Origin of the sequence: Thermotoga caldifontis AZM44c09, from assembly GCF_000828655.1 — a bacterium.
GTDB lineage: Bacteria > Thermotogota > Thermotogae > Thermotogales > DSM-5069 > Pseudothermotoga_A > Pseudothermotoga_A caldifontis.
This window is the reverse complement of sequence record NZ_AP014509.1, coordinates 1,496,836-1,520,853: the sequence shown is the minus strand read 5'-3', so window position 1 is coordinate 1,520,853 and position 24,018 is coordinate 1,496,836. Positions and strand designations below refer to the sequence as shown.

Genomic DNA, 24,018 nt, shown 5'->3' with positions numbered 1-24,018 from the left:
AGATGGAGAAGGTCCTCGATCGTGTTCAGAGTTTTTTCCTCGATATGCCTGTGGTTGAAGTGATGAACCCCAACGTCATCTCCGTGCATCCGGACAGAACGCTCAGACAGGTCAAGGAAATATTGAGAATAAAGCGGATCTCCGGCGTTCCCGTGGTCGATTCCGAGAGGAAGGTCGTTGGTATCGTGAGCATCGAAGACATCATCAAGGCACTCGAGGGAGGTTACATAGACGAGAAGGTTCAGGATCACATGACGAAAAAAGTCGTGTGTTTGAAGGTCACCGACACGCTGAAGGACATCATAGAAACGTTTGAACGCTACTCTTACGGTCGTTTCCCTGTCGTGGACGAGAACAACAGACTGGTGGGAATAATAACCAAGAACGATGTGATGATGGCGCTGCTCGCAAGACTCGGCCTGGTGTATCTGCACGACGAACGGCGGAAAGAAGTGCTTGAAAGTCCCGATTACTTCGAACGATCTTTGATCACGGGAGAAAGTCTGGACAAATCCGGCGCCGATTTCTTCTTCCCGATAGATTATTACGACATCAACCTCGCCGGCATAGGGGCTTCCAAACTGAGACAGTTCCTCCTCTCCAGGGGGGTCGATCCAGAGACCGCCAGGAGGGTGGCCATCGCCACTTACGAAGCCGAAACCAACGTGGTGATACACAGTGGGAGCACCGGGGCGATATACTGTTTCGTTAAGCCCGATCGGATCTTCGTACGCGTGGAAGACACCGGAAAGGGCATCGACAACGTCGAGTTGGCGATGAAGGAAGGTTATTCCACCGCGCCGGACTACGTTCGAGAGCTCGGCTTCGGCGCCGGCATGGGTTTCACGAACATGAAACGTTGCTCTGACAACCTTATGGTTGTTTCCAAAGTCGGTGCGGGGGTGGTGGTCGAGATGGAGTTCCGCAGGGACAGGGAGGGGAACAAATGAAGGTGTCGAGCATCGTCGAAGCGCTGGGCCTTGAGGTCTGCTGTGGAAACTGTGACGTGGAAGTGAAGCATGGGTGTGTTGGGGACCTTCTGAGCGAGGTGATGGCGCACGCCAAGCCCGATTCGATATGGGTGACGGTGCAGTCTCACGTGAACGTCGTGGCGGTCTCTGTCATTACAGGAATACGCGCCATCGTACTCTGTAACGGTCACAACTTCTCGAGCGACACCGTTGAAAAAGCCAAAGCGGAGGGCCTGTGCCTGCTGAGAACAGAGAAGAGTCCTTTTGAGATCGCTGGAAGGTTGTACGGGATGGGCATAGAACCGTGATCAGGGCCGATTTGCACGTTCACTCGTGCCTTTCACCGTGTGCGGACATAACGATGGTCCCCGGTGCGGTCTGTTCGAAATCGAGACAGGCGAAGATCGACGTTCTGTCCATCTGCGACCACAACAGCTGTGAAAATTTAGATGCTTTCGAGAAAGCCTGCGGTGCGATTTTTTTGCCAGGTGTCGAGGTGACATCTAAAGAGGAAGTCCACGTGCTGGCGTACTTTCCCAGCGTTGGGAAGGCCAGAAAGTTCTGTGAAGTTCTGAACGATCACCTTCCAAAGGTACGTTTGGATCCCGAAGTGCTGGGCTATCAGCTTTTAGTGAACGAGAAAGACGAGTTCCTCTCCATAAAGGAAGAGTACCTTCTGGTGGCTGCGGATCTCAGTGTCGGAGAGATCGTACGGCTGATCCTCGGTCACGGTGGAGTTCCGGCGTACGCGCACGTGGACAGACAGTTCGGATTGCTTTACCAGCTTGGAATGTTTCCACCGAACGATGAGGTGAGGTTCGCGGAGGTCAGGACGAAGGATGGCTGGCAGAAGGTGCTGAGAGCGGGTTACATCCCGTTGACCAGTTCGGATGCGCACAGGATCGATGAAATCGGTTGCAGATACACGCGTTTCGATCTCGATGTGAAGAACACAGAAGAATTCTTCAATTTTCTGTGCGCGCCTGACAGGAGCAAGGTGTTGACGATATGGGATTGAGAAGTATCGTAGACCATGTGATGGACATCGTGCAGAACTCCTTCAAAGCGCAGGCGAAAAAGGTGAGGCTGAGGATCGCCCAGAGCGAGAACAGATTCTGTTTCACCGTCGAAGACGACGGGGTGGGGATGACGCAGGAAGAGATTTCAAAAGTGTTCGATCCCTTCTACACCACGCGTGATCCAAAGGTTCGCAGGGTTGGCCTTGGGCTTCCATTTTTGAAGCAGGCGGCTGAGGCTACGGGGGGACACGTGAAGCTGGAGAGCGAGAAGGGAAAGGGAACGAGAGTGACAGCGTGCTTCAACACGGACCACATCGACTGCCAGGAGATCGGCGACGTGGTGGGCTGTCTGGTGACGTTGCTGACAGGTACTCCTGAAGGTGTAGAATTGTGCGTAGAAAGATGCTACAAGAACGATTGCTACACGCTGACGACGACTCAGTTGATGGAAGTTCTTGGTGATCTTTCTTCGCCGATGGTGATCAGGACTCTGTATGAGGTCGTCGAGGAACTCGAGAAGGGCTTGTTCGAAAAGGAGGTATCGCAATGAAGAGGGTCTTTGCTTTGCTGCTTTCGTTGACCTTCGGTTTGACGCTTTTTGCGATCGTCATATCGGACGTGAAGTTCGTCGGCCTGGTGACAGTATCGGAGAAAGAGTTGATGCCTCTCGTGAAGGATTACATCGGAGTTGAGTTGAAAGACGAAGCCATTGCGGAGATCGCCAAGAAGGTCTTCGATGTGGGTTACTTCTCGTCCCTGGAACCGAAACTGGTTGCATCGGAGGGACGCTTCATCCTCCAGTTCGTTGTTCAGGAGAATCCCATCGTCAGAGACTGGAAGCTGAACCTGGAAGGTCCGGAGCTGGTGAAGCTGACGGATGTTGCCAGCGTCGTTACACTCGAAAAAGGTAAAGCCCTCAACATGTCGAAGGTGAGAGAAAGCCTCAACGCGATCAAGCAGAAGTTTGACGAGGCTGGTTATTTCCTCGTTGAAATAAGCGGTGATTTCAAAGACAACACGTACTTCTTCAACGTCGTTCCGTACGCTCTCTGGGACATATATTTCGTGGGTGAAATCGAAGGACTGGACATAGCTCAGGTGAGAAGACAGATAAAGATCGACACGATGAAGGATTACTACACGACGCCCTCGTTGTTGAGAATCCTGATCAAGGATATAAAGCGCTGTTATCCGACGGTGAACGACATCTCTGCTGTACTGTCCACGCTCGCAAACTACGTCTATTTTGGCCCAGAAACTTCCATAGACTTCGAGAAGATCGAAATTCCGAACGTCTCCGAAAAAGCCGTCGCCATGAAGGTGAAGGTGGTCCAACCCAAGTACGTACCGGACGAAGGTAAGGTGTACGAGAAGATCGAATTTTCCGGGAACGAGCTGATAAACTCTGAGCAACTGCGCAAGGTGGTGTCCGTCGGAGAGTACAGGCTGGTGAGAAACTCAGACGTTCTGAGATCGATGCAGGCAATATTGGACCTTTACAAAGAGAAAGGATATCCTCTGTGCTACGTTGTGGTCCAGGACCAGGACAAAACGTTGCAGTTCAGGATCATCGAGAAGTACGTCGCGAACGTCGAGTTCAAAGGTTTCGAGAGGACCAGGACGTACGTCGTTGACGACCTTGTCACGTTCAAACCCGGTCAACCGCTCAGGCAGAAAGATTTCTACGACACCATCTCGGCGTTGAACAGAACGCAGTTCTTCGAGGCTGTGAAGGTTTATCCTGTGGCTAAGCCCGAAAACCGCGACGTGGACGTCGTGGTCGAGGTCAAAGAGAAAGACAAGAAGTTCAGTCTCAGCGGTGGAATCTCCTGGAGCCCCGTGAAAGACAGGCCGTGGTATGAAGGATTTTTCGGTGAAGTGTCTTTCTCGACGATCAACCCCTTCGGTTACGGTCAGACGTTCGCGACCACCCTGAAGCTCGGTTTTGAGAGCAAGTTGATACAGTTCGATTACTCCATCAGAAAGCCGTTCAAATTGCCAGCAACGCTCGGTGCGCTCTTCAGCTATGAGTGGACGAATTCCACTCAAATTCTCAAAGTTGGAGGCAACGCTTCCACGCTCAGGTTCGCCGGACACGCGTTCGGCGGGGGCGTGACTTACGAGAACAGAAGCTACATTGATTTCTCAGAGAACACGCTCATCCTTTCGGGCAACTATTCATACGACACCAGGAGCGATCCGATCTTCCCCACACAGGGACGATACCTCTACTTCGGTCTGGACAAAGCCGGTCTGTTCAACCTGGCAGACAGAGATTACTGGAAGTTCCGGCTCGATGTGCGCATGTTCATGCCCGTCTGGAACGAACAGCTCGTCGCTGCGTTCAGGTTCTTCACGAGCGCTGTTCTCTTCGATAAGTACACCAATCCGGGTTCTACCGAGGAAACGATCCTCTTCTACGGAATCGACTCTGTGCGTGGCGTTGACGCCACAAAAGCCAAGGCAGGCATTCTGGCCTCCGGAGAGTTGAGGTACGATCTGAAATCTCAGACCTTGCCCATGTACGTACTGGCGTTCGTGGATGCCGGGGGAACAGGCGAAACGCTCGCTCAACCCACGTTGAAGCTCACGGCGGGACCGGAACTGGACGTCGTAGTTCCGATGCTCGGCGTGATGGGATTCGGCGTCGCCTACGATTTCAACGGTCAGTGGACCTGGGAGAACTTCAAGCCGTTCTTCAGATTTGGAGCAGCTTTTTGAAGAAATAACGAGATTCAGAAAGAAAAACGCCCGAATCAGGCTATTATTTGACCGAGAAATGCTATAATGTTTAAGGAAGTGGTACCTTTGCCGAAAAGTATGACAGGCTATGCGAAGGTAGAAAGAGTGCTCAACGAATACAGGATCGATTGTGAGCTGAAGACTCTCAACTCGCGCTATCTCAACATCGAGATCGTCGTTCCTTCGTTCCTCTCTTCCCGCGAGATCGAGCTGACGAAGCTCGTTCAAAGATACATCAAGCGGGGTAAGATGTCGCTGAAGTTGTACCTTGAATTCCTCTCACCGCCCGTGCAGGCACTGCGGATCGATTTTGGACTCGCCAAGGTGTACTACGATGGTTTTGAAGAACTGGTGACCAGGCTCGGCATCCCAGAACCTGTGAATCTCGATCATCTGCTCAGATTTCGTGAGCTGGTGAGGTTCGAGCTCCCACCGTCCCAGGAAGAAGAGATCTGGCGACTCTGTGAGACAGTTGTAAAGGAAGCTCTCGAGAAATTGGATGCCGAAAGGTCAAGAGAGGGCGAAGAGATTTCGAAACATCTTGGAGCCATCTTAGACGAACTAAAGCAGCTGACGCGCGATTTGAGAGAAATCGCCATCAACTCGATGCCATCGGTGAGGGAGAAGATCCGCGAGCAGATTGAGCAGCTGCTGGGTGGTAGCCAGATCGATGTGAACCTTCTGGAAAATCTGGTGGCGGTGAACCTGCAGAAACTGGATGTGCGCGAGGAGATCGACAGGCTCGAGGCCCATCTGAAACGGGCGAAAGATGTGCTCGAAAGTGACGAAGCGGTTGGAAACCATCTGGACTTTCTCGCCCAGGAGATCCTTCGAGAGCTGAACACGATCCTTTCCAAGTCTGAAGACATGCAGCTCGTAGAGCTGGGATTGAGAGGAAAGGTGCTCGTGTCTCAGTTCAGAGAGCAGGTTCAGAACTTGGAATGAAATATTCCGGGGAGGTATAGAGTGTGTACGGTCTGATCAACATAGGCTTCGGGAACGTCATCTCGGGTGACCGTGTGATCGCGATAGTGAACCCGGAATCTGCACCTCTGAAAAGGCTCAAGGAGGAAGCGAAGGACGAAGGAAAACTCATCGACGCCACGTACGGGCGCAAGACGCGCGCGATCATCATCACCGACAGCAACCACATCATACTCAGCGCGATCCAGCCGGAGACGATCGCCCAGAGGTTCAAACAGTCCATGATAGAGATCGAAGAAACTCTGAGCAAAGTGAGGTAGATCTGTGGCGGGAGTACTCTACGTGATAAGTGGCCCTTCAGGTGTGGGCAAGACCTCGATCATCGACGGCGTGATGAAAAGAGTCAAGAACGTGGTGTTCTCCGTTTCGTGCACGACCAGGCCCAAGAGGCCCAACGAGGTTGACGGGCGCGACTATTTTTTCGTTGACGAACAGACCTTCAGACGCATGGTAGAACAGGATGAGTTCCTGGAATGGGCCGTGGTGCACGGCTATTACTACGGCACACCGCGGAAGTTCGTAGAGGAGCAGCTGAGAAACAGTGTCAACGTCATACTGGACATCGACGTGCAGGGTGCCATGACGGTGATGAAGAAGGTGAAGGATGCGGTGTTCATTTTCATCGCCCCACCCTCGTTCGAAGAACTCAGGCGTCGTTTGCTGAAACGCGGCACGGAACGGCAGGAGGACATGATGAAACGACTCGAGGACGCCAAGAGGGAGCTGGAACAGATCCCGAAGTTTCAGTACCTCATAGTTAACGTGGACTTGCAGGAATCGATCGACCAGCTCACGTCTATAATCGTTGCGGAACAACTGAAGGTTGAGAGGGTTATGGAGCGACTCGGATCGCACAAGATTTTTTCGGATGGAGGTGATTCTCGGTGAGCAAGCAGATCTTGCATTACGACAGATTGTCGAGCAAGATTCCATACAAGTACGCGATCCCGATAGCCGTGGCGAAGAGGGCTGAGGCACTCAAAGAATACGCAAAACCTTACGTCACGACTCAGGACAACAACCCCGTCTCCATCGCGTTCCAGGAACTCCAGGCGGGCTACGTGAGGATAAGGAACGAAGAAATCCTGCGTATACTGGTTCCCAACGTGAAGTGATCTTATGAAGATCCTCGTTGGTGTCACCGGTTGCATCGCGTTGTACAAGGTTGTCGGACTCGTCAGCAGCCTGCGCAAGGACGGGCACGAACTGAGGATCGTCATGACGCAGAGCGCAGAAAAGCTCGTTTCCAAAGATCTTTTTTCCGCCGTCGGGAGCTGTCCGGTGTACACGGACAGGGACGCCTTCGACATAAAGGACGGTTTCATACCGCACACCGATCTGTCGAGATGGGCCGACGTTTTGATCGTCGCACCGGCCACAGCGAACACCATTGCGAAGATCGCACACGGTATCGCGGACAATTTGCTCACGATGATCTGTCTTGCGTACGCGAAGGAAAAGAAGCTTTTGGTGCCCGCCATGAACGTGCGCATGTTCGACAATCCCATCACACAGGAAAACATCGAGAAGCTGCGCCGGATGGGATGGTGGGTCCTGGAACCCGCCGAGGGCCATCTGGCGTGCGGCGAGGTGGGCCGCGGGAGATACCCGGAGAACGAGATCGTTCAGGAAGCCATCTACATTCTGACGAGTGAAAAGCCTCTGAAAGGTCTCCGTCTGCTCGTCACGGCGGGTCCGACCTGGGAGAGCATCGACCCCGTTCGTGTGGTGACGAACCGCTCGAGCGGGAAGATGGGCTTCGAGATCGCAAAAATGGCGGTCAGACTCGGCGCGAAGGTCACGCTGATCAGCGGCCCGACGTGCCTGAATCCCCCATTCTTCGTTGAGGAGTACGTGAAAGTCGAGAGCGCCCAGGAGATGTTCGAAGAAGTGGTCCGGCGGTTCGATTCCGTCGATGTTGTGATCATGTCCGCCGCCGTGGCCGATTACACTCCGGCGGTGAAGAGTGCGTCCAAACTGAAGAAAGTCGATGAGAAGCTCAACATAGAGTTGGTGAAAACTAAGGACATCCTCGAAGAGCTGGGCCGGAGGAAGACCAGACAGATCCTCGTTGGGTTCGCCGTGGAGACTGAAGAACTCGAAAGTTACGCGGAACAGAAGTTGAAGAAAAAGAATCTGGACATGATCGTCGCGAACAGTGTGCAGGCCATGGGGAGCGATCAGAACCAGGTGACGATCATAAGGAGAGACGGCACGAGAAAACGGGTGGGTCCGGATGCGAAAGATCGTGTTGCTCTGGCTATTCTTGATGAGCTCGCTCACCTCTGCGGCCGTGCATGAGTTGTTCGTCAGGTCCTTCGAAAAGGACTTGATAGGGCTCTCCGTCAGACCGATCTACACACCGGAAGAAAAACCAAAACTGTACCTTTTCACCCAGACCGGCCACAGAACGGCCAAGGATGTGAAGGACGATTCCGTCGTGTTCGATGTGTCCCGCACCGACTGGATCATCGTTGAAACTTTCGGACGAAGCGTCATGGGCTATCCTATGCGCGGTTCTGAGCCGACGATGTTGAAGCTTTCAACCTACAGGCAGGAACCACAGATCTTCCTCTTCACGGATCCTGAAAAACAGAGGTTTTACATCACTCTGAAAGTACCGGAGGAATGGAAACCGCTCGGTTGCGAATTTCAAAACCTCAATTTCCAGAAATTTTCTTTCAACGGTTTCTGGTACTTCTACACTTCCGACAGACCCAAAGATGGAATCCACACGCTCAAACTGTCCTTCGAGCTACCCCACGGTTTGTTGAAAGAAACGAAGCTCGACGTGTTCGTCTTTCACGGCTTAGTTAATTTGCTCAGGGGTTCCACAGCCCCCATGCGCGTCGAACCAATACCACCTTACACCCACACCGTCAAGCCCGGTGAGACGCTGTGGTCCATCGCCAACATGTACGGCTTGACCGTGCCGGATTTAGAACTCGCGAACGGCATAGCGGATGGGGGTCGCATCCTCTCCGGTACCGTTCTGAAATTGGCGAGGGTGCGTTTCGATTCCTCGCTCACCACCATAGTCATAAACACGTCAACTGGCAGGCTCGCTCTGTACTACAACGGGGCCTTGGTCAAAGTTTTCCCGGTGGCCGTTGGGCGCAGCGACATGACTCCACCAGGAACGTACTGGATCACGAAAAAGGAAGTCGATCCAGCCCTGTACTGGTTTGGAGAATACATTCCGCCGCGTTCTCCGATAAACGGCCTCGGTACGAGGTTCTTCCAGCTCTCTAACCCCACCTACGGTATACATGGAACAACAAAACCGTGGGAAATCGGAAAAAGGATCTCCCACGGTTGTATCCGCATGTTCAATCAGGATATCGAAACGATCGATGCCTTCATTGATGTCGGAACAAAAGTGGTTGTCGTCAGAAATACGGAAGAGTTCCCAACCAGATGGAACTTCTGATCAGAACCTCCCACCTTTTTTCTCCGCTCTCTTCTTGTACTCCGCGAACTTCCGCTCGCTGTCCTTCAGAAACTTCGCCAGCTTCTTTTCAAACTCGGCCTTCTTAGCATCCTTCTGCTCTTCCTGACTCTTCTCTTCCTTCAGTGACAGTTCCCATTTCCCGTCGCGCGTTTTGCCTATGACCCTCGCCGTGACTTCCTGACCCTGTTTGAGAAAGTCTTCGACGTTTTTCACGTACTGATTCGCGATCTTAGAGATGTGGATGAACCCGGTTTCTCCATTCTCGAGTGTGACCACTGCTCCGAATTTTGTTATCTGTGTGACCTTGCTCTTCACGACGTCGCCAACCTTTACCACAAACTGACCCTCCCTGAGGATTTATGGAACATCAATACTCAACGCCTTCGTATCTACGCTTGAACTTCTCGATGCGACCCTCGGTGTCTATCACCAGGCCCGTGGTTCCCTGTCCCTTGTACAGGGGATGACAGTTGGAGCACACATCTATCCTGACCGTGTCCCTCGTGCTGTAGAATTTGTGCTCCGCACCACACGCACATCTCACCGTCAGCAACTTCATCTCCGGATGAATGCCTTTCTTCATCGCGACTCACCTCTCCCAGAACTTTTTACCCTATAGATGATACCACAGTAAACCTTCTCGTCAACATTTTTCTTCGAACAAACTCATGTCTTTCCCGACATAAATTTTCGCTCCTCGATGATACTATAATAGTACAGGAGCAAGGAGGGAACGTTCGTGCAGGAAAAAGAAGAACTTCTCAAGAGGATCAAAATGCTGGAAGACCAGCTCGAGTACTACAGATCCCGCGAAGCGCAGATGGAACAGCTCATCCAGGAGTACAACGAGTTGATTCGAAGGCAGTTCGATCTCTACGATCAGTTCGTCCGCGACATCGGAACGAGTAAGATCATCGATCCCTACACACGTGTGTATTCGGCGGACCACATCAGCAAGCTGATAGCTTACTACCACCAGCGCGCGTTCGAAGAGAACCGCAGCTACGGTCTGATACTCGTCCGCTTGGTGGAGAAAGATGAGAACTTCGAAGCGAACCTGCTCGCCTTAGCGAAGCTTTTGAAGAACACGGTCCGGGTGCCCATGGACAGCATTGGAAGGCTCAGCGAGGACACCTTCGCCGTTTTGCTCACAGAGATCAACAAGGAGAACACGCGTAAGGTTGTCGAGAGGATGAAATCTTTCATCGATCAGCAACTGGCAATTCCGGTCAAAATCTCCTTCAGATGTTACCCAGAGGACGCCTCGAACCTCGAAGAGATGATGAGAGAAATGTACGCGGAGGTCAGCTGAATGGGCAAATTCATCGTTCATGGAGGAGTGAGGCTCGAGGGATCGGTGAAGATTTCGGGGGCGAAGAACGCGGCGCTGCCAATCCTTGCGGCCACAATTCTGCTCGACGAACCCGTCATTGTTCGTAATGTCCCAGATCTGATGGATGTACGCACGATGCTCGAAATCCTTCGGTCCGTGGGCTACGGAGTGAGGTTCGAAAAGAACGCGGTGCTCGTGGAACCTTCGGCGGATCTGAAGGGAGAAGTGCCTTACGAGCTCGTCAGGAAGATGCGAGCTTCCTTCAACGTTCTTGGACCACTCGCCGTGAAGTGTGGAGAAGCTTGCGTTTCTCTACCCGGTGGTTGTTCCATCGGTGTCAGACCAGTCGATTTTCACCTGGAGGGCCTTCAGAAACTCGGTTTCTCCATAGAGATAGAGCACGGAGTGGTCAAGGCCAGGAGAGAAAAGAAGTTGCAGGAATGCTACGTCTCTTTTCCGTTTCCGAGCGTCGGTGCGACCGAACACATAATGACGACCGCCGCCCTGCTCGACGGAACTAGAACGATCATCGATAACGCCGCCATGGAGCCGGAGATCGTCGATCTCGCAGATTTTCTCGTCAAGTGTGGTGCAAAGGTTTCCGGAGCAGGGAGCCGCAGAATAGAAGTCGAAGGTGTGGGAAAATTGATTTCGTGCGATCACGCGATCATTCCTGACCGGATCGAAGCGGGTACCTACGCGATCGCCGCCGCGGCGACGCGGGGTGAGGTGCTCTTAGAGAACGTTCGACCCGACCACATGATGGCCGCCATAGATGCGTTGAGGCAGTCCGGTGCAGAAGTGAGCGTTGAGAAAGAAAGTATTCAGGTGCGGATGGACAAGCGTCCGAAACCACTCAAGCTTCAGGTGACACCGTATCCAGGTTTCCCAACAGACCTTCAGCCACAGATGATCGCTTACCTGAGCGTGGCGGAAGGCACATCCGTGATCGTCGAAACCGTGTTCAAGTCACGATTTCAGCACGTTGACGAACTCCGCAGGCTCGGTGCACGGATAGAGTTGACGGACGGAACCGCCATCGTTTACGGGGTGGAGAAACTCCAGGGGACGATCGTGACCGCCACGGATCTCAGGGCCGCGGCCGCCCTGGTCATCGCCGGTTTGATGGCCGAAGGTACGACAACGGTGGAAGAAATCGATCACATCTTCAGAGGATACGAAAACCTGATGGAAAAACTCTCAAAACTCGGTGCAGTCGTGGAGTACCAGAATGGTTGAGAGAATCGAATGGTTCAAGGGCCATCTCTCCAGCTGCAGACTGTGTCCAATTGAATGTGGTGTCGATCGTCGAAGCCAGCTCGGTCGGTGTGGTGTCGGTGACGCTGCAAAGCTGAGCAGCGTTGTTCTCCACTTCGGCGAGGAACCACCCATCAGCGGTGAAACCGGAGCGGGCACGATCTTCTTCACAGGTTGCAACATGCGTTGTGTCTACTGTCAGAACATGAACTTCAGTCAGAGAGGTCTGGGCGTTGAGGTGGAAGTGGAGGAGCTCGCGGATTTCTTTCTGGACCTTCAACGGAGTGGGGCGAAAACTTTGAACCTCGTCACGCCGACACCGAACCTGATCTTCACAGTTGAAGCGCTGTGGATCGCGAGGCAGAGGGGATTCAACCTGCCGGTGGTTTACAACACGAGCAGTTACGAGAAGTTGGAAACGCTCAGGATGCTCGAAGGGATCGTGGACATATACCTTGCCGATCTGAGGTACGCCGACGATGCAACCGGTATGAAATATTCCAAAGTTCCCGACTACTTCTCCGTGGCCAGCAAAGCATTGATCGAGATGCACCGGCAGGTCGGACCCTTCGATGAAAAAAAGATGAAGGGCTTGATCGTGCGCCATCTGGTGTTGCCCAACGATGTGGCGAGATCTCGAGACGTGCTGGATTTCGTCTACTTCTGCCTGTCCCCGTCCGTTCCGGTGGCGATCATGTCGCAGTACAACCCTGTCTTCGGAGCGAGGAACGATCCTGTCATAGGAAGAAGGATCACGAAAGAAGAATACGAGCGCGTCGTAGATTACGCACTCGAGCTCGGTTTGAACGGCTGGATGCAGACAGAAGAGAAGAAGAGGGTGACCGTCAGACCCGTCGCCTCCACCTACAGAGTCATCGAGAAGCTGAGATCAAGAGCATCAACAGAACCGCTCCCAAACCGATAGCGGATATGGTCAAGATCTTCTCCTTGGTGTACGTGTAAGTGCTCCTATCCACCAGCACTGTCTCTCTCGCGGTGTACGTCTCCTCAGCCGTCCTCGCCACCGCCTCCACAACGTATTCGCCGTCTTCCACGTCTGTACCGTACCAGACCACCGTGTTCGTACCTGCCTTAGCTTTGAGCGATCTCGTCCACACGGTCCTGCCAGACCGATCCAGAACACGGATCTCCAGATCGGCAGGTTTTGAAAGATACACGTAGAACGTCGTCGTGTCCTGGTACCAGTCGTTGTTCGGTGAGAAGGTCTTCGGCTCCACCTTCAGGTTCACGACGAGTGCTTCTTCGATCAGTGTCAGGTTCACCGTGGATTCTCTCGAGTAGGCTACGTTCACGAGCAGCGTCTGTGGTTGATAACCACTCGCTTTGAACGTCAGATACTGACTGCCTTCCGGAACCAGGATGGTGTCTCTCACGCTCCTGACCGTTCCAAGGTACAGATCTTCCGCGTAGACTTCGACCGGATACACGTTCGAAAAGACCCTCAGCTGTCCAGCGCGTCTCAATGGTACTTGCACGATGGTCTGGCCGGGCTGTGTTACCACCAGAACGGTTTCGAAGGGCAGATAAAACGCCTTGGTCACCGTGATCCTGTACTGACCAGCGCTCTGGAACGTGAGCACGAGGACTCCGTCCAGATTCGTCATACCCTTGTACATCCCATCGACGTACACCCAGCTGAGCGGTTCCGCCCTGACCACCACGACATAATCCGCAAACGCAGCGATACAAACGAGCGCCAGCAACAGAATCCAGGCTCGCCTCACAACCCTCACGCCCCTTCAAACGCGTTCTTCACCGCGAAAAGCACTTTCTGTCGATTAAATTCTACAATGGATCTCGCCAGTTTACCTTCCGCTCACCATCCCGTCGTGGCGTACCAGTCCACAACGTTGTCGACCTCGGCGAGCTCATCTTCCCTCCAGTATTCGACTGCGAGGACCAGCGGCACGTTGGATCTCACATCGACCACTCCAAAATTGCCAACCTCCGCAATATCTGTAAGATCTACGTAATCCACCGCGTAGGGTTCCAGGGTACCAGAAAGCACGTCCACCTCTTCACCCCGTTTGCCATCGTAAACGTAGATCTCAACGTTTGCCTGTACCTTGTTCGGGTTCATGATCGCAACCCACGTTGTCCAGGTGTCGAAATTCACGTAGTTCACCGCGTACCAGTAGTACTTCGCGTCACTGCTGATCGTGATCGGTTCTATCACGTGATCGATGGAAGTGAGTTTTTCATCGCCTGTGTACAGAGCCAGAACGTACAGCAGTTGGTCCGACTGCAGCATCGCGAGGCCCCACGATGTCGTGCTCGGAGTGACCGCGCTCGTCAGATCCAGGAACCACGTCTGGTACGGTGCGAGAGTTTGAATCTGCTGGAACAACCTTTTTCCATAGCTGTCGAAGAGCAGGAGCCTCAGACTCGCGTTCTCATCGCTCAGGTTGGTCACCATGATCGCGGTCTCTCTGTCGGGTGAACAGTCGTAGTAGAACGCGTAGTCGCTCGCGAACACTGCAACGGAGAGAACCAGAAAGAAGAGCATCAGCTTTTTCATACCTTTCGCCTCCCTCGGGTTAGTTCCATTATACCGCTTTTCGGACGATCCCACATCTTGAAAGGAATCAAAAATGGTGGTACAATAACAACGGCGATGGGAGGTCGTCTAAAGGTAGGACAGCGGACTCTGGATCCGCCGGTGGAGGTTCGAGTCCTCCCCTCCCAGCCAGAAAGCGATACGGGGCGGGACGCTGTGCCCGCCTTTTTTGTGGTCGTTGTATAATGTGGCGTGTGGAGGAGGCAGACCGATGGAGAAGAACACCGTGAGCGTTGATCAAAACGTTGTGACGTACGAATACCTGTTCAGCGAAGAAGAAAAACGCGCGGCGGAGTCTGTTGCGTTGAAGAGAATCGCGCGCGACGTCGAAGTGCCGGGTTTCAGGAAAGGAAAAGTCCCCGAGTTCATCGTTCGGGCGAGGTTTCCTGAAACGCTGAAGTCCGAAACGCTCGAGGAACTCATGAACCGTATCGCAGAAGATCTGAAGGACGAAGACCTCATTCTCCCCATCTATCCTGTAGACATCCAGCTGGACGAAAACAGCGCGAAGTTCGTCATAGAGGTTCACAGAAGACCCGCCGTTGAGCTGAAACCTTTCGAGGAGTTCGAACTGAAGAGAATCGATAAACCTTCAGTGCTGGCGAGGTACGTTGAAGAAAGGCTCAAAGAACTCCAGCAGGAGCACGCGATCGTCCAACCCAAGGACGGTCCCGCAGAGTACACGGACCTCGTTCGTGTGAAGCTCACGATCTCAACCGACGGCAAGGTGCTCGTGGACGGGAAAGAGACCGAGTACGTACTGCACGAGGATGACGATCGTCCCGTTGTGACGGAGCTCGTAGGTAAGAAGGTCGGCGATGTGGTCGAGTTCGACAAGACCTTCGAAGACGGCAAGACCTACCACTACAGGATAGAACTCCTTCAGGTGAACAGCAGGACCCTGCCGGACATCTCCGATGAGTTCGCCAGGACGGTGGGCTCGCAGTACGAAACGCTCCAGCAACTCAAAGAGGCGCTCGAAAAAGAGGGAAGCGAAATCTACGAAAGGGACATAAAGAGGTTCCTCCAAGGCCAGGCCATAGACACGCTGATCAGAACGAGCGAGCTCAAAATCTCAGACAAAACCCTCGAACGACTCGCGAAGCGCGCGCTCGAAAACATCAAATCCAACCGTGAGGAGTACGAAAGACTCTTGAAGGACTACGACAACGACGAACAGAAAGCCCTCGATGCCATGAAGCGTTATTATCTGAGCGAACTGAGAGCCGAGTACGCCATCGCGGAAGCCGTCGCGCAGAATGGTGTTGAGGTCAGCGACGAAGAAATCATGGCGCAGGCCGAAAAGCTCGCACCCGCATGGGGCATCTCGGTGGAGCGCGCGAAGGCGCTTCTGAGAAACAGAAAGGACATCTACGAAGAGGTTCGCTACGAGCTCATCAAGGAGAAACTCGCGGACAAAATTTTGGAGAAATGCAGGATCGTGGACGTGAAACCCGAGGAGGTGAACACGAATGAGTCTGGATCCAACAGCCCAGCTCATACCGATGGTGATTGAATCGACGGGGCGTTACGAGCGTGCCTACGACATATATTCTCGACTCCTGAAGGACCGGATCGTCTTCCTCGGCTATCCTATAGACGATCACACCGCGAACTTGGTGGTCGCGCAGTTGCTTTTCCTCGAAGCTGAAGATCCCGACAAAGACATCCATCTGTACATCAACAGCCCCGGAGGTTCGGTCACGGCCGGACTCGCGATCTATGACACGATGCAGTACGTCAAGTGCGACGTCGTGACCATATGCGTCGGTCAGGCAGCGTCCATGGCGGCCGTCCTGCTGGCGAGCGGCACGAAAGGGAAGCGTTTCGCACTTCCGAACGCCAGGATCATGCTGCACCAGCCCCTGGGTGGGGCGGAAGGACCGGTTAAGGACGTCGAGATCATCACGAAGGAACTGCTCAGGATAAAGAACCTCATCAACAAGATCCTCAGCGAGAAGACCGGCCAGCCCATAGAGCGTATCGAGAAGGACACCGACCGCGACTTCTTCATGGACGCGTACGAAGCCCTCCAGTACGGACTCATAGACAAGGTGATCGAGCCGAAGAGAAGGTGAGTTCTTTGAAACTCACCCCCATGATGCAGCAGTACATGGAGATAAAGTCCAAATACAAAGACGCGATCCTCCTGTTCCGTCTGGGCGATTTCTACGAAGCCTTCTTCGAAGATGCGAAGATCGTCTCCGAAAAACTCGACATCGTTCTCACGCAGCGACAGGGAGCACCTATGGCGGGTGTTCCTTACCACGCGTTGAACTCGTATTTGAAGAGACTCGTTCAGCTCGGCTACAAGGTCGCCATATGTGACCAGATGGAAGATCCCGCAACCGCGAAGGGTCTGGTGCGCAGAGAGGTCACCAGGATCGTCACACCGGGAACTCTGCTCGAGGAGGAACTCCTCGAAGGAAGTTCGAACAATTACCTCGTTGTGGTTTGCAGGCAGAACGGGTCCTACATCGCCGCGGGCGCGGACGTCTCTACTGCTGAGACCTTCTGGACCTCCACGAAGGATCTGGACGAACTGTGCGATCTTTTGAGGTCGATAGGTACGAGCCAGGTGCTCTACGAACCATCGTTGAGGAAGGAACTCGAGGGAAAGTTCGCGGAGAACGTCGTGCTCGAACCTCTGCAGGACTGGCACCTGAACCCTTCGAACGCGGACCAGGATATAGCACAGGCGTTCTCAATCGCCATAGTCGATCATCTGGAGCTTTCGGAAGGGAAACTCGCCTTCGCCGCGCTGGTCAGGTACATCCGTTACACCCTCATGTCCGAGCGGATCTTTCTCAAGCCTCCGAAGGCTCTCAGATCGAACGAATACGTCTTCCTCGACGCCACGACGGTGGAACAGCTCGGACTCGTTGCGAAGAACGGCCAGGCGAGCCTGTACGACGTGCTGAACTTCACGAAAACTTCCATGGGGGCTCGTCTCTTGAAACAGTGGTTGCTCCAGCCTCTCAGAGACAGACAGAAGATAGAGTGGAGATTGGACAGAGTCGAAGCGCTGGTGAAAGATCAGCTCTTGCTCAACGAACTGAGAGAATACCTCGCCTCCGTGAAGGACCTTCAGAGGATTCTGAGCCGACTCGAGTACAACAAAACCAGTGTGAAGGACTTGCTGCACGTCAGATCAACCTTGGCCGTGGCCCCGTCGATCAGAGACGCGTTGCGGACAAACGAAGCGTTCGAACCGATGTGGGACATGGACTGTCTGGAAGATCTCCACGACGAGCTGGGCAGGGCACTCGAAGAGGAACCTTCTGTCAACGTTGGAGAGGGAAAGGTCATCAGAACAGGTTACGATCGGGAACTCGACGAGCTGAAGAGTCTGGTCTTCAACGCCGAAGACTTTCTGAGGCAGATAGAGCAGAGGGAGAGGATTCGAACCGGCATAAGCAATCTGCGCATCGGCTACAACGAGGTGTTCGGATACTACATAGAGATCACCAAGTCGAACCTGTCGAGGGTGCCGAAAGACTACGTTAGGAAACAGACGCTCGTCAACTGCGAGCGGTTCGTCACCGAAGAACTGAAGCAACTCGAGGAAAGGATACTCTCCGCGAAGGAGAAACTGGAAAAGAGAGAAAAGGAACTGTTCGAAGGACTCTGTTTGAAAGTCAAAGAGAATTCTCCACGCCTTGCACACCTCGCCGACGTTCTCGCCGCACTCGACGTGCTGTGCTCGCTCGCCATGGCGGCCGTTCGGTACAACTACGTCAGGCCCGTCTTTTCGGACGGCAAACTGATCCTCAGAGAATCGAGACATCCCATCGTCGAGAGGAAGGTGGAGAATTTCGTTCCCAACGATTTAGAACTGGACGAAAAAAATTCCTTCGTGATCCTGACAGGACCGAACATGAGCGGAAAGTCGACCTTCATCAGGCAGATAGGTCTGATCGCGGTCATGGCACAGATGGGCAGTTTCGTGCCCGCGAAGGAAGCTGTGCTGCCCATCTTCGACAGGGTCTTCGCGAAGATGGGTGTGCGCGACGACGTTGTGGCTGGAAGGAGCACGTTCTTGACGGAGATGAACGAGGTGGCGAAGATCGTCTACCACGCAACGAAAGACAGTTTAGTTTTGCTCGACGAGGTGGGCAGGGGTACGAGCACCTTCGACGGCATCAGCATCGCGTGGGCGGTGAGCGAGTACGTACACAACAGGATCGGATGCAAGTGCATCTTCGCAACGCACTTCACCGAGCTGACGGAGTTGGCGAACCTCTACGAAGGCATCCTGAACAAGACCATCCAGGTCATGGAGGAAGGCGGTTCGATCGTGTTTCTGCACAGGGTGATCGACGGGGTGGCGGACAAAATCTACGGTATCGAAGTCGCGCGCATAGCCGGTCTTCCTCAGGAGATCGTCGACAGGGCCCGCGAGGTTTTGGAAACCATATCGGAAAAGAGTGAACTGGAAAGCAGGCTCCGCGTCGTTTCGAGTGAGAGGTTGAGAAGGATCAAAAGGAGGAAGATCCATCCAGATCAATCCACGCTGTGGTGATTTTCCGTTCCTCCACCTCACCCACAGGAAAGCAGATGCGGACAGCTTCGCGAGTGCGTACTGGGGCTACGCACTCTTCGGTGGGGGTATCTACGTGGACGAACCGGACCTGACGGTCCGGAAACTGATGAACCTTCTCTCCGTCGAGAACCGCTTTCCGCCCCAGATACATCTGTTCTTCGTTTACGACACCTCAGAACCCGATCAAGTTCCATTCCGCGTACATCACTACTGCATCTTCGATCACCACATCAACTCCTGTGAGGAGTTCGTCAGGAACGCGTTCTATTCCCACATCAGACCGAGGAGCGTCAACGTGCTCAATCTGTACGATCTTGTGGGCGAACTTCCAGAGGATGTACTCTTCTGCTTCGCCGTCGCGCTGGTGAGCGAGACTGCGTTCTTAAGGACTGCGTGTTCCGAAGATTTGATGTACCTCTCCAAGTTCCTCGGCGGTCACGTGCTCGAGGACGTCTTCGAACTGATCCTCGAAGGCAGGGTGAAAGATCAGGAAGGTTTTCTCAGGAGGCTTTCGAAGATACAGATCGTGGACGATGGTGTGCGAATAGGGATCGTCGAGTGCGCGGACGACGATGAATTTCTGTGCGCCGCAGACGTGGCGATGTACCCGCTGTCTCTGTCCGTTCTCATCGGCAGGATGCCCTGGGGGGTATGGGTGTACTGCAAGAAAAAGCTCGTTCAAAAAGTCTACGCCGCGCTCGGGCAGTTCAAGAAACGAAAGGCGGGAAGGATATACGAAACGAAAGACGTCGAGACAGTATTAAGGGCGATTCTCGAAAAGTTTAAGAACAGTTAACACCAGGCAACCTTTCCGATGCTTCCTCGGTCCAAGCAAGTGAGGGACCGTTTGTGGTACAATGTGTTTTGGAAGCATGCTCGATGCCTATAACATAGTTTCTGAGTCCGCACACCGTGGAGGGTCAACCTTGACGAGAGAAGAACTCATTCAGATTTTGACAGAGCGTGTACAAAAATGTACGGCGTGCCAGCTGGCTCAGGGCAGGACCAACGTGGTCGTCGGTGAGGGCAGTCTCTACGCGCCGATCATGTTCGTGGGTGAAGGACCGGGCGAAGAAGAGGACAAAACGGGTCGCCCCTTCGTCGGCAAGGCCGGGCAGCTGCTCACGAAGATTCTCGAATCGGTTCAGCTGAGCCGCGAAGATGTCTACATATGCAACGTCGTCAAGTGCAGACCTCCCAACAACAGGGTCCCCACGGCCCAGGAGCAGAAGGCGTGTGGACATTTTCTGTACGCGCAGATCATGATCGTCGATCCAGCGATCATCGTTCCACTCGGAAGCACGGCACTCTCGTTCTTTTTGAACCAGAACGTTTCGATCACGGACTATCGAGGCAAGGAGATCGAGTGGAAAGGCGGAAAGAAACTCTTCCCGATGTTCCATCCGAGTTACCTTCTGAGGAACCCATCGAAGGAGAAAGGTTCGCCGAAGGATCTGACGTGGCAGGACATCAAGAAGGTACGCAAATTCTATGACGAACTGAAAGGGAGGTATCGCGATGCCCAGGGGTAGGAAGAAGATTTTGACACCCGCTCTCGAGGATTACTTGACCGTGATCTACGAAATCCAGCAGAAGCAACCGGCGGCGAGGATCAGCACGATCGCCAGAAAGGTTGGTGTGAGTCTTCCGAGCGTCACGAACGCTGTCAGACGTTTGGCTGATCTCGGCTACGTGGAGTACGAAAAGTACGGTTTGATCGTGTTGACTCCACGCGGTAAGAGAAAAGCCCAGAGCCTCTTCACGATGCAGAAACGCATCAAGAACTTCTTTCATTACGTGCTCGGCATCTCTGTGGACATATCCGAGAAACTCGCGAGGCATTTGTCTCACTACCTCACAGCGAGAACTCGCGAAAGGATAAAAGAGTTCTACAAGCTCGTCATCGATTTCAAAGAGGACCAGGCGAAGGAGCTGAGGAAATTCATCGAGGAGAGCCGCAAACTCGTCAACGTCGCCGAGCTGCCGGAGGACGTGCTCGAAGACCTCAAGGCACTTGAGAGGGAACCCGAGGAAGAAGAAGAGGGTGACTGAGTGTGGCGAACGTCCTTGTAACTGGAGGAGCCGGATTCATAGGTTCGCACCTCGTCGACGCGTTGTTGCGTGCCGGTCACAGGGTGGTTGTCGTCGACAATCTCAGCAGTGGAAAGATAGACAACCTGAACAGGCAGGCACTCTTCTACCAGCAGAGTGTAGAGGACGAAGAGATGATGGAACGCGTTTTCATGCTCCATCGTTTCGATTACGTCTTCCACCTCGCCGCGCAGGCGAGCGTGAGCGTGTCGGTGAAAGACCCCGTCAGGGATGCCAGGAGCAACATCATGGGCAGTCTGGTGTTGCTCGAAAAGAGCGTCAAGTACAACGTCAAGAAGTTCATCTTCTCCTCCACGGGCGGCGCGATCTACGGGGACGATGTGCCCACTCCAACGAGCGAAGACGTCTTCCCGAGGCCCATCTCTCCTTACGGAATCGCGAAGAGGAGCGTGGAGATGTACCTGGAGTTCTACAAGAAGGAAAAGGGTTTAGATTACGTGGCCCTGCGCTACGGCAACGTGTACGGTCCGAGGCAGGATCCCAACGGTGAGGCCGGCGTGGTTGCCATATTCACCTCGAGGATGCTGAAGGGCGAAGACGTCTACATCTTCGGTGACGGTGAACACGTGCGGGATTACGTGTACGTCGGTGACGTGGTGGAAGCGAACCTTCTGTGCTTGAAACCTGATGTGAGCGGAGTGTTCAACATCGCCACGGGCGTCGGCACAACGGTGAACCAGCTTTTCAGGATGCTCGCCGAGCTTACGAATTATCCAAAACAGCCCGTGTACACCGAGCCGAGGAAAGGGGATCTGAGAAAGAGCGTCCTCGATTGTTCGAAGGCTGAAAAGATACTCGGCTGGAAACCGAAGATCGATCTCAGAACCGGCCTGGCCCTCACGGTGGAGTTCTTCAAATCCGGAGGGTGATCCCCACGCAGAGAGCGAAACCCCTCGCGGAGAGAATGAGACCTACAGATCTGGACGAACTCGTGGGTCAGGACCACGTCCTCGGTCGAAACGGTGTTCTCCGGCGCGCCCTCGAGTCCGGTTCCATCTTCTCGTGCATCCTCTACGGTCCTCCCGGATGCGGTAAGAGCTCCATCGCCGAGCTGATCAGAAAGTACGTCGATGCGGAGTTCCATTCCCTGAGCGGCTCACTGCACGGTGCGGCCGAGATAAAACAGGTCCTGAGCAGGGCCCAGGAACTGAAGAAATACGGCAGACGAACGGTCCTGTTCATAGACGAGATCCACAGGCTCAACAGGGCGCAGCAGGACATCCTCCTTTCACGTGTGGAGGATGGGACCATCGTGCTCGTCGGTGCCACCACCGAAAATCCCTCCTTCGAGATCATCGCACCGTTGCTTTCAAGGTGCAGGGTGATACAGCTCAAACCCCTCGCGCCGGAGGACCTTTTGAAGATCATGAAGCGCGCGATCGAGAAGGACAGTCTGTTCACGGAGAACAACGTCGAGATCGAGGAGGACGTGCTCGTTCACATCGCCAAGGAGGCGAACGGCGATGCGAGGTACGCGCTGAACACGCTCGAAACGCTCGTAGAATCAGCCCTGTCCAAGGGTGTGAGGAAGATACGTCTGGAAGATCTGACGATGCTTTCGCCGAAAAGTCTCGCCTACACCGAAGAGAGTCACTACGATCTGGCGTCCGCCTTCATCAAGAGCCTGAGGGGAAGCGACCCGGACGCCGCGCTCTACTACATGGTCAGGATGCTCGAATCGGGAGAAGATCCCATGTTCATCGCGAGGAGGATGATCATCCTCGCGAGCGAAGATGTGGGTTTGGCAGATCCGTTCGCGCTCGTGATGGCGGTCAGCGCCGCGCAGGCGGTGGAGTACGTCGGTATGCCGGAGTGCGCCTTGAACCTCGCCGAGGCGGCGATCTACCTCGCCACAGCGCCGAAGAGCAACTCCGCATACGAAGCTCTCAGCAGAGCGAAAGAGCTGGTGGAGAAGACGAAAGACGTTCAGGTGCCACTCTTTTTGAGAAACCCCGTGACCAGGTTGATGAAAGACATGGGTTACGGGAAGGGTTACGTGTATCCGCACGATGTCGGAGGCTTCGTGCGAAGAAGCTACATGCCCGAAGGCCTCGAGCACGTGAAGCTGTACGTACCGAAGGACGTCGGCAGAGAGTCTCTGATAAAGAAGAAACTGGAACAGCTCTGGGGAAACAGGGGGGAAGATCAGAATGAAGATCGTGCCGAAGAGTGAAGTGATCTACGCCTTCAGCCCGCACATGAAACCAGCCCTGAGCGTTCAGGCCGGTGAAACTGTTCAGTTCCAAACGCTCGACGCGCTCGGTGGTCAGATTCGCAACGAAGAAGACGTGATGAATCTGGATTTTTCCAAGGTCAACCCTGCCACGGGTCCCGTCTTCGTTCAAGGTGCAGAGGTTGGAAAGACGCTCGTTGTGGAGATCATCGATATAGAGATCTCTTCGGACCGTGGGGTGATCGTCGTCGAAGAGGGCTTCGGAGTGCTCAGGGACGTCGTGAAAGGCTTCAGGGCGAAGATTCTCCCGATTCGGGGTGGAAACGTTCTTTTCAACGATCTCTCGATCCCGATCAGGCCCATGATCGGTGTGATCGGTGTCGCACCTCAGGGGCAGGAGTTTCCCACCGGCACCGCACACAGACACGGCGGCAACATGGACACAAAGCAGATCACTGCTGGAAGCAAGGTCTATCTTCCGATCTTTCAGGAAGGCGCCCTGCTCGCGCTCGGGGATGTGCACGCCGTCATGGGTGATGGTGAGGTGTGCGTGTCCGCGTGCGAAGTTCCAGCGACCGTAACGGTGAGAGTTGACGTTCTGGATAGAACCATCGAATGGCCCATGGTGGAGACAGACCAAGATCTCTACGTGCTCGTTTCTCTACCGAGTCTGGAAGAAGCGTGCGAGGAAGCCACGCGTGTGGCGGTGAAGATGCTCAGCGAGGCGAAGAAACTTTCCTTCGAAGATGCTTACATGCTCGCGAGCCTGATCGTCGATGTGGGCATCAGCCAGCTCGTCGATCCGAACCTGACAGCGAAGGCGAGGATTCCGAAGAGTTTTCTGTTGTAGAATAC

General features: G+C 53.9%; 27 protein-coding genes and 1 tRNA gene. 24 read left to right on the top strand and 4 right to left on the bottom strand.

Annotation, left to right across the window (positions count from 1 at the left end):
• The first annotated feature begins 2 nt into the window (after positions 1-2).
• From TSP01S_RS07525 to TSP01S_RS07475, 11 genes are all read left to right on the top strand, one after another.
• Complete coding sequence (locus TSP01S_RS07525; RefSeq protein WP_041077477.1) at positions 3-950, top strand: CBS domain-containing protein; 948 nt, start codon at positions 3-5, stop codon at positions 948-950.
• Complete coding sequence (locus TSP01S_RS07520) at positions 947-1,279, top strand: iron-sulfur-binding hydrogenase (RefSeq protein WP_041077475.1); 333 nt, start codon at positions 947-949, stop codon at positions 1,277-1,279. The genes TSP01S_RS07525 and TSP01S_RS07520 overlap by 4 nt, the downstream gene beginning before the upstream one ends.
• Positions 1,276-1,989, top strand: a complete 714-nt coding sequence (locus TSP01S_RS07515) for a PHP-associated domain-containing protein (protein ID WP_052463552.1) — start codon at positions 1,276-1,278, stop codon at positions 1,987-1,989. The genes TSP01S_RS07520 and TSP01S_RS07515 overlap by 4 nt, the downstream gene beginning before the upstream one ends.
• On the top strand, positions 1,980-2,540 hold the full coding sequence (locus tag TSP01S_RS07510) for an ATP-binding protein (protein WP_041077473.1): 561 nt from the start codon (positions 1,980-1,982) through the stop codon (positions 2,538-2,540). The genes TSP01S_RS07515 and TSP01S_RS07510 overlap by 10 nt, the downstream gene beginning before the upstream one ends.
• Positions 2,537-4,711 (top strand): BamA/OMP85 family outer membrane protein, encoded by a 2,175-nt coding sequence (locus TSP01S_RS07505; protein ID WP_041077471.1) that lies wholly within the window; start codon positions 2,537-2,539, stop codon positions 4,709-4,711. Before TSP01S_RS07510 ends, TSP01S_RS07505 begins: the two co-directional genes overlap by 4 nt.
• A gap of 87 nt (positions 4,712-4,798) precedes the next feature.
• The gene (locus tag TSP01S_RS07500) at positions 4,799-5,677 is read left to right on the top strand and encodes a YicC/YloC family endoribonuclease (RefSeq protein WP_041077469.1); all 879 of its coding nucleotides are present in this window, start codon (positions 4,799-4,801) and stop codon (positions 5,675-5,677) included.
• A gap of 23 nt (positions 5,678-5,700) precedes the next feature.
• Entirely contained in the window at positions 5,701-5,976 is a 276-nt protein-coding gene (remA, locus tag TSP01S_RS07495) for an extracellular matrix/biofilm regulator RemA (RefSeq protein WP_041077467.1), read from the top strand.
• A gap of 4 nt (positions 5,977-5,980) precedes the next feature.
• Entirely contained in the window at positions 5,981-6,604 is a 624-nt protein-coding gene (gmk, locus tag TSP01S_RS07490) for a guanylate kinase (protein ID WP_041077466.1), read from the top strand.
• Entirely contained in the window at positions 6,601-6,831 is a 231-nt protein-coding gene (locus TSP01S_RS07485) for a DNA-directed RNA polymerase subunit omega (RefSeq protein ID WP_041077465.1), read from the top strand. The genes gmk and TSP01S_RS07485 overlap by 4 nt, the downstream gene beginning before the upstream one ends.
• Positions 6,832-6,835: 4 nt before the next feature.
• Positions 6,836-8,017, top strand: coding sequence for a bifunctional phosphopantothenoylcysteine decarboxylase/phosphopantothenate--cysteine ligase CoaBC (coaBC, locus tag TSP01S_RS07480; protein WP_041077464.1), 1,182 nt, complete (start codon positions 6,836-6,838; stop codon positions 8,015-8,017).
• On the top strand, positions 7,953-9,146 hold the full coding sequence (locus TSP01S_RS07475) for a L,D-transpeptidase family protein (RefSeq protein ID WP_052463551.1): 1,194 nt from the start codon (positions 7,953-7,955) through the stop codon (positions 9,144-9,146). The genes coaBC and TSP01S_RS07475 overlap by 65 nt, the downstream gene beginning before the upstream one ends.
• Here the strand turns inward: TSP01S_RS07475 and TSP01S_RS07470 are convergent, their stop codons facing one another.
• Positions 9,147-9,503, bottom strand: coding sequence for a S1 RNA-binding domain-containing protein (locus TSP01S_RS07470; RefSeq protein ID WP_041077463.1), 357 nt, complete (start codon positions 9,501-9,503; stop codon positions 9,147-9,149).
• A gap of 31 nt (positions 9,504-9,534) precedes the next feature.
• Positions 9,535-9,750: a 50S ribosomal protein L31 gene (rpmE, locus tag TSP01S_RS07465; RefSeq protein WP_041077462.1), complete on the bottom strand. Its 216-nt coding sequence runs from the start codon at positions 9,748-9,750 to the stop codon at positions 9,535-9,537.
• A 156-nt stretch (positions 9,751-9,906) separates the two neighbouring features.
• On the opposite strand from rpmE, the gene TSP01S_RS07460 reads away from it, so the two are divergent.
• From TSP01S_RS07460 to TSP01S_RS07450, 3 genes are read left to right on the top strand one after another with little or no spacing between them, the layout of a single operon-like run.
• On the top strand, positions 9,907-10,479 hold the full coding sequence (locus TSP01S_RS07460; protein WP_041077461.1) for a diguanylate cyclase domain-containing protein: 573 nt from the start codon (positions 9,907-9,909) through the stop codon (positions 10,477-10,479).
• Entirely contained in the window at positions 10,480-11,739 is a 1,260-nt protein-coding gene (gene murA, locus TSP01S_RS07455; RefSeq protein WP_041077460.1) for a UDP-N-acetylglucosamine 1-carboxyvinyltransferase, read from the top strand.
• Positions 11,732-12,682: a radical SAM protein gene (locus tag TSP01S_RS07450; protein ID WP_041077459.1), complete on the top strand. Its 951-nt coding sequence runs from the start codon at positions 11,732-11,734 to the stop codon at positions 12,680-12,682. Before murA ends, TSP01S_RS07450 begins: the two co-directional genes overlap by 8 nt.
• Here TSP01S_RS07450 and TSP01S_RS07445 read toward each other — a convergent pair.
• Both TSP01S_RS07445 and TSP01S_RS07440 read right to left on the bottom strand, forming a co-directional pair.
• A complete protein-coding gene (locus tag TSP01S_RS07445; protein ID WP_041078625.1) occupies positions 12,630-13,502 on the bottom strand; it encodes a FlgD immunoglobulin-like domain containing protein in 873 nt (290 codons plus the stop codon). The two genes, TSP01S_RS07450 and TSP01S_RS07445, sit on opposite strands and share 53 nt — an antisense overlap.
• Before the next feature lie 92 nt (positions 13,503-13,594).
• Positions 13,595-14,296 (bottom strand): hypothetical protein, encoded by a 702-nt coding sequence (locus tag TSP01S_RS07440; protein ID WP_041077458.1) that lies wholly within the window; start codon positions 14,294-14,296, stop codon positions 13,595-13,597.
• Between the two features lie 97 nt (positions 14,297-14,393).
• Between TSP01S_RS07440 and TSP01S_RS07435 the strand changes: the two genes are divergently transcribed.
• From TSP01S_RS07435 to TSP01S_RS07390, 10 genes are all read left to right on the top strand, one after another.
• Positions 14,394-14,467 (top strand) — tRNA-Gln (locus TSP01S_RS07435).
• Between the two features lie 79 nt (positions 14,468-14,546).
• Complete coding sequence (gene tig / locus TSP01S_RS07430; protein ID WP_041077457.1) at positions 14,547-15,851, top strand: trigger factor; 1,305 nt, start codon at positions 14,547-14,549, stop codon at positions 15,849-15,851.
• A complete protein-coding gene (gene clpP / locus TSP01S_RS07425; protein ID WP_041077456.1) occupies positions 15,808-16,413 on the top strand; it encodes an ATP-dependent Clp endopeptidase proteolytic subunit ClpP in 606 nt (201 codons plus the stop codon). The genes tig and clpP overlap by 44 nt, the downstream gene beginning before the upstream one ends.
• Complete coding sequence (mutS, locus tag TSP01S_RS07420; protein WP_331708051.1) at positions 16,410-18,857, top strand: DNA mismatch repair protein MutS; 2,448 nt, start codon at positions 16,410-16,412, stop codon at positions 18,855-18,857. Before clpP ends, mutS begins: the two co-directional genes overlap by 4 nt.
• Positions 18,858-18,951: 94 nt before the next feature.
• The gene (locus tag TSP01S_RS07415) at positions 18,952-19,674 is read left to right on the top strand and encodes a hypothetical protein (protein ID WP_231848544.1); all 723 of its coding nucleotides are present in this window, start codon (positions 18,952-18,954) and stop codon (positions 19,672-19,674) included.
• A gap of 130 nt (positions 19,675-19,804) precedes the next feature.
• The gene (locus TSP01S_RS07410) at positions 19,805-20,410 is read left to right on the top strand and encodes a uracil-DNA glycosylase (RefSeq protein WP_041077453.1); all 606 of its coding nucleotides are present in this window, start codon (positions 19,805-19,807) and stop codon (positions 20,408-20,410) included.
• Positions 20,397-20,930 carry a metal-dependent transcriptional regulator gene (locus TSP01S_RS07405; protein WP_041077452.1) on the top strand — a complete coding sequence of 178 codons (534 nt, stop codon included), beginning with the start codon at positions 20,397-20,399 and terminating at the stop codon, positions 20,928-20,930. Before TSP01S_RS07410 ends, TSP01S_RS07405 begins: the two co-directional genes overlap by 14 nt.
• 2 nt (positions 20,931-20,932) lie before the next feature.
• Positions 20,933-21,859 carry an SDR family oxidoreductase gene (locus TSP01S_RS07400; protein WP_041077451.1) on the top strand — a complete coding sequence of 309 codons (927 nt, stop codon included), beginning with the start codon at positions 20,933-20,935 and terminating at the stop codon, positions 21,857-21,859.
• Complete coding sequence (locus TSP01S_RS07395; RefSeq protein WP_041077450.1) at positions 21,856-23,163, top strand: replication-associated recombination protein A; 1,308 nt, start codon at positions 21,856-21,858, stop codon at positions 23,161-23,163. The genes TSP01S_RS07400 and TSP01S_RS07395 overlap by 4 nt, the downstream gene beginning before the upstream one ends.
• Complete coding sequence (locus TSP01S_RS07390; RefSeq protein ID WP_041077449.1) at positions 23,141-24,013, top strand: acetamidase/formamidase family protein; 873 nt, start codon at positions 23,141-23,143, stop codon at positions 24,011-24,013. Before TSP01S_RS07395 ends, TSP01S_RS07390 begins: the two co-directional genes overlap by 23 nt.
• Positions 24,014-24,018 lie beyond the last annotated feature (5 nt).

Bases quoted from the DNA above. Each gene is read 5' to 3' on its own strand.
- TSP01S_RS07510 (WP_041077473.1), top strand. From the start codon at position 1,980: ATGGGATTGAGAAGTATCGTAGACCATGTGATGGACATCGTGCAGAAC.
- tig (WP_041077457.1), top strand. From the start codon at position 14,547: ATGGAGAAGAACACCGTGAGCGTTGATCAAAACGTTGTGACGTACGAA.
- rpmE (WP_041077462.1), bottom strand. From the start codon at position 9,750: ATGAAGAAAGGCATTCATCCGGAGATGAAGTTGCTGACGGTGAGATGT.
- murA (WP_041077460.1), top strand. From the start codon at position 10,480: ATGGGCAAATTCATCGTTCATGGAGGAGTGAGGCTCGAGGGATCGGTG.
- TSP01S_RS07390 (WP_041077449.1), top strand. From the start codon at position 23,141: ATGAAGATCGTGCCGAAGAGTGAAGTGATCTACGCCTTCAGCCCGCAC.
- TSP01S_RS07405 (WP_041077452.1), top strand. From the start codon at position 20,397: ATGCCCAGGGGTAGGAAGAAGATTTTGACACCCGCTCTCGAGGATTAC.
- TSP01S_RS07525 (WP_041077477.1), top strand. From the start codon at position 3: ATGGAGAAGGTCCTCGATCGTGTTCAGAGTTTTTTCCTCGATATGCCT.
- TSP01S_RS07440 (WP_041077458.1), bottom strand. From the start codon at position 14,296: ATGAAAAAGCTGATGCTCTTCTTTCTGGTTCTCTCCGTTGCAGTGTTC.
- coaBC (WP_041077464.1), top strand. From the start codon at position 6,836: ATGAAGATCCTCGTTGGTGTCACCGGTTGCATCGCGTTGTACAAGGTT.
- TSP01S_RS07520 (WP_041077475.1), top strand. From the start codon at position 947: ATGAAGGTGTCGAGCATCGTCGAAGCGCTGGGCCTTGAGGTCTGCTGT.
- TSP01S_RS07505 (WP_041077471.1), top strand. From the start codon at position 2,537: ATGAAGAGGGTCTTTGCTTTGCTGCTTTCGTTGACCTTCGGTTTGACG.
- TSP01S_RS07475 (WP_052463551.1), top strand. From the start codon at position 7,953: ATGCGAAAGATCGTGTTGCTCTGGCTATTCTTGATGAGCTCGCTCACC.
- clpP (WP_041077456.1), top strand. From the start codon at position 15,808: ATGAGTCTGGATCCAACAGCCCAGCTCATACCGATGGTGATTGAATCG.
- TSP01S_RS07450 (WP_041077459.1), top strand. From the start codon at position 11,732: ATGGTTGAGAGAATCGAATGGTTCAAGGGCCATCTCTCCAGCTGCAGA.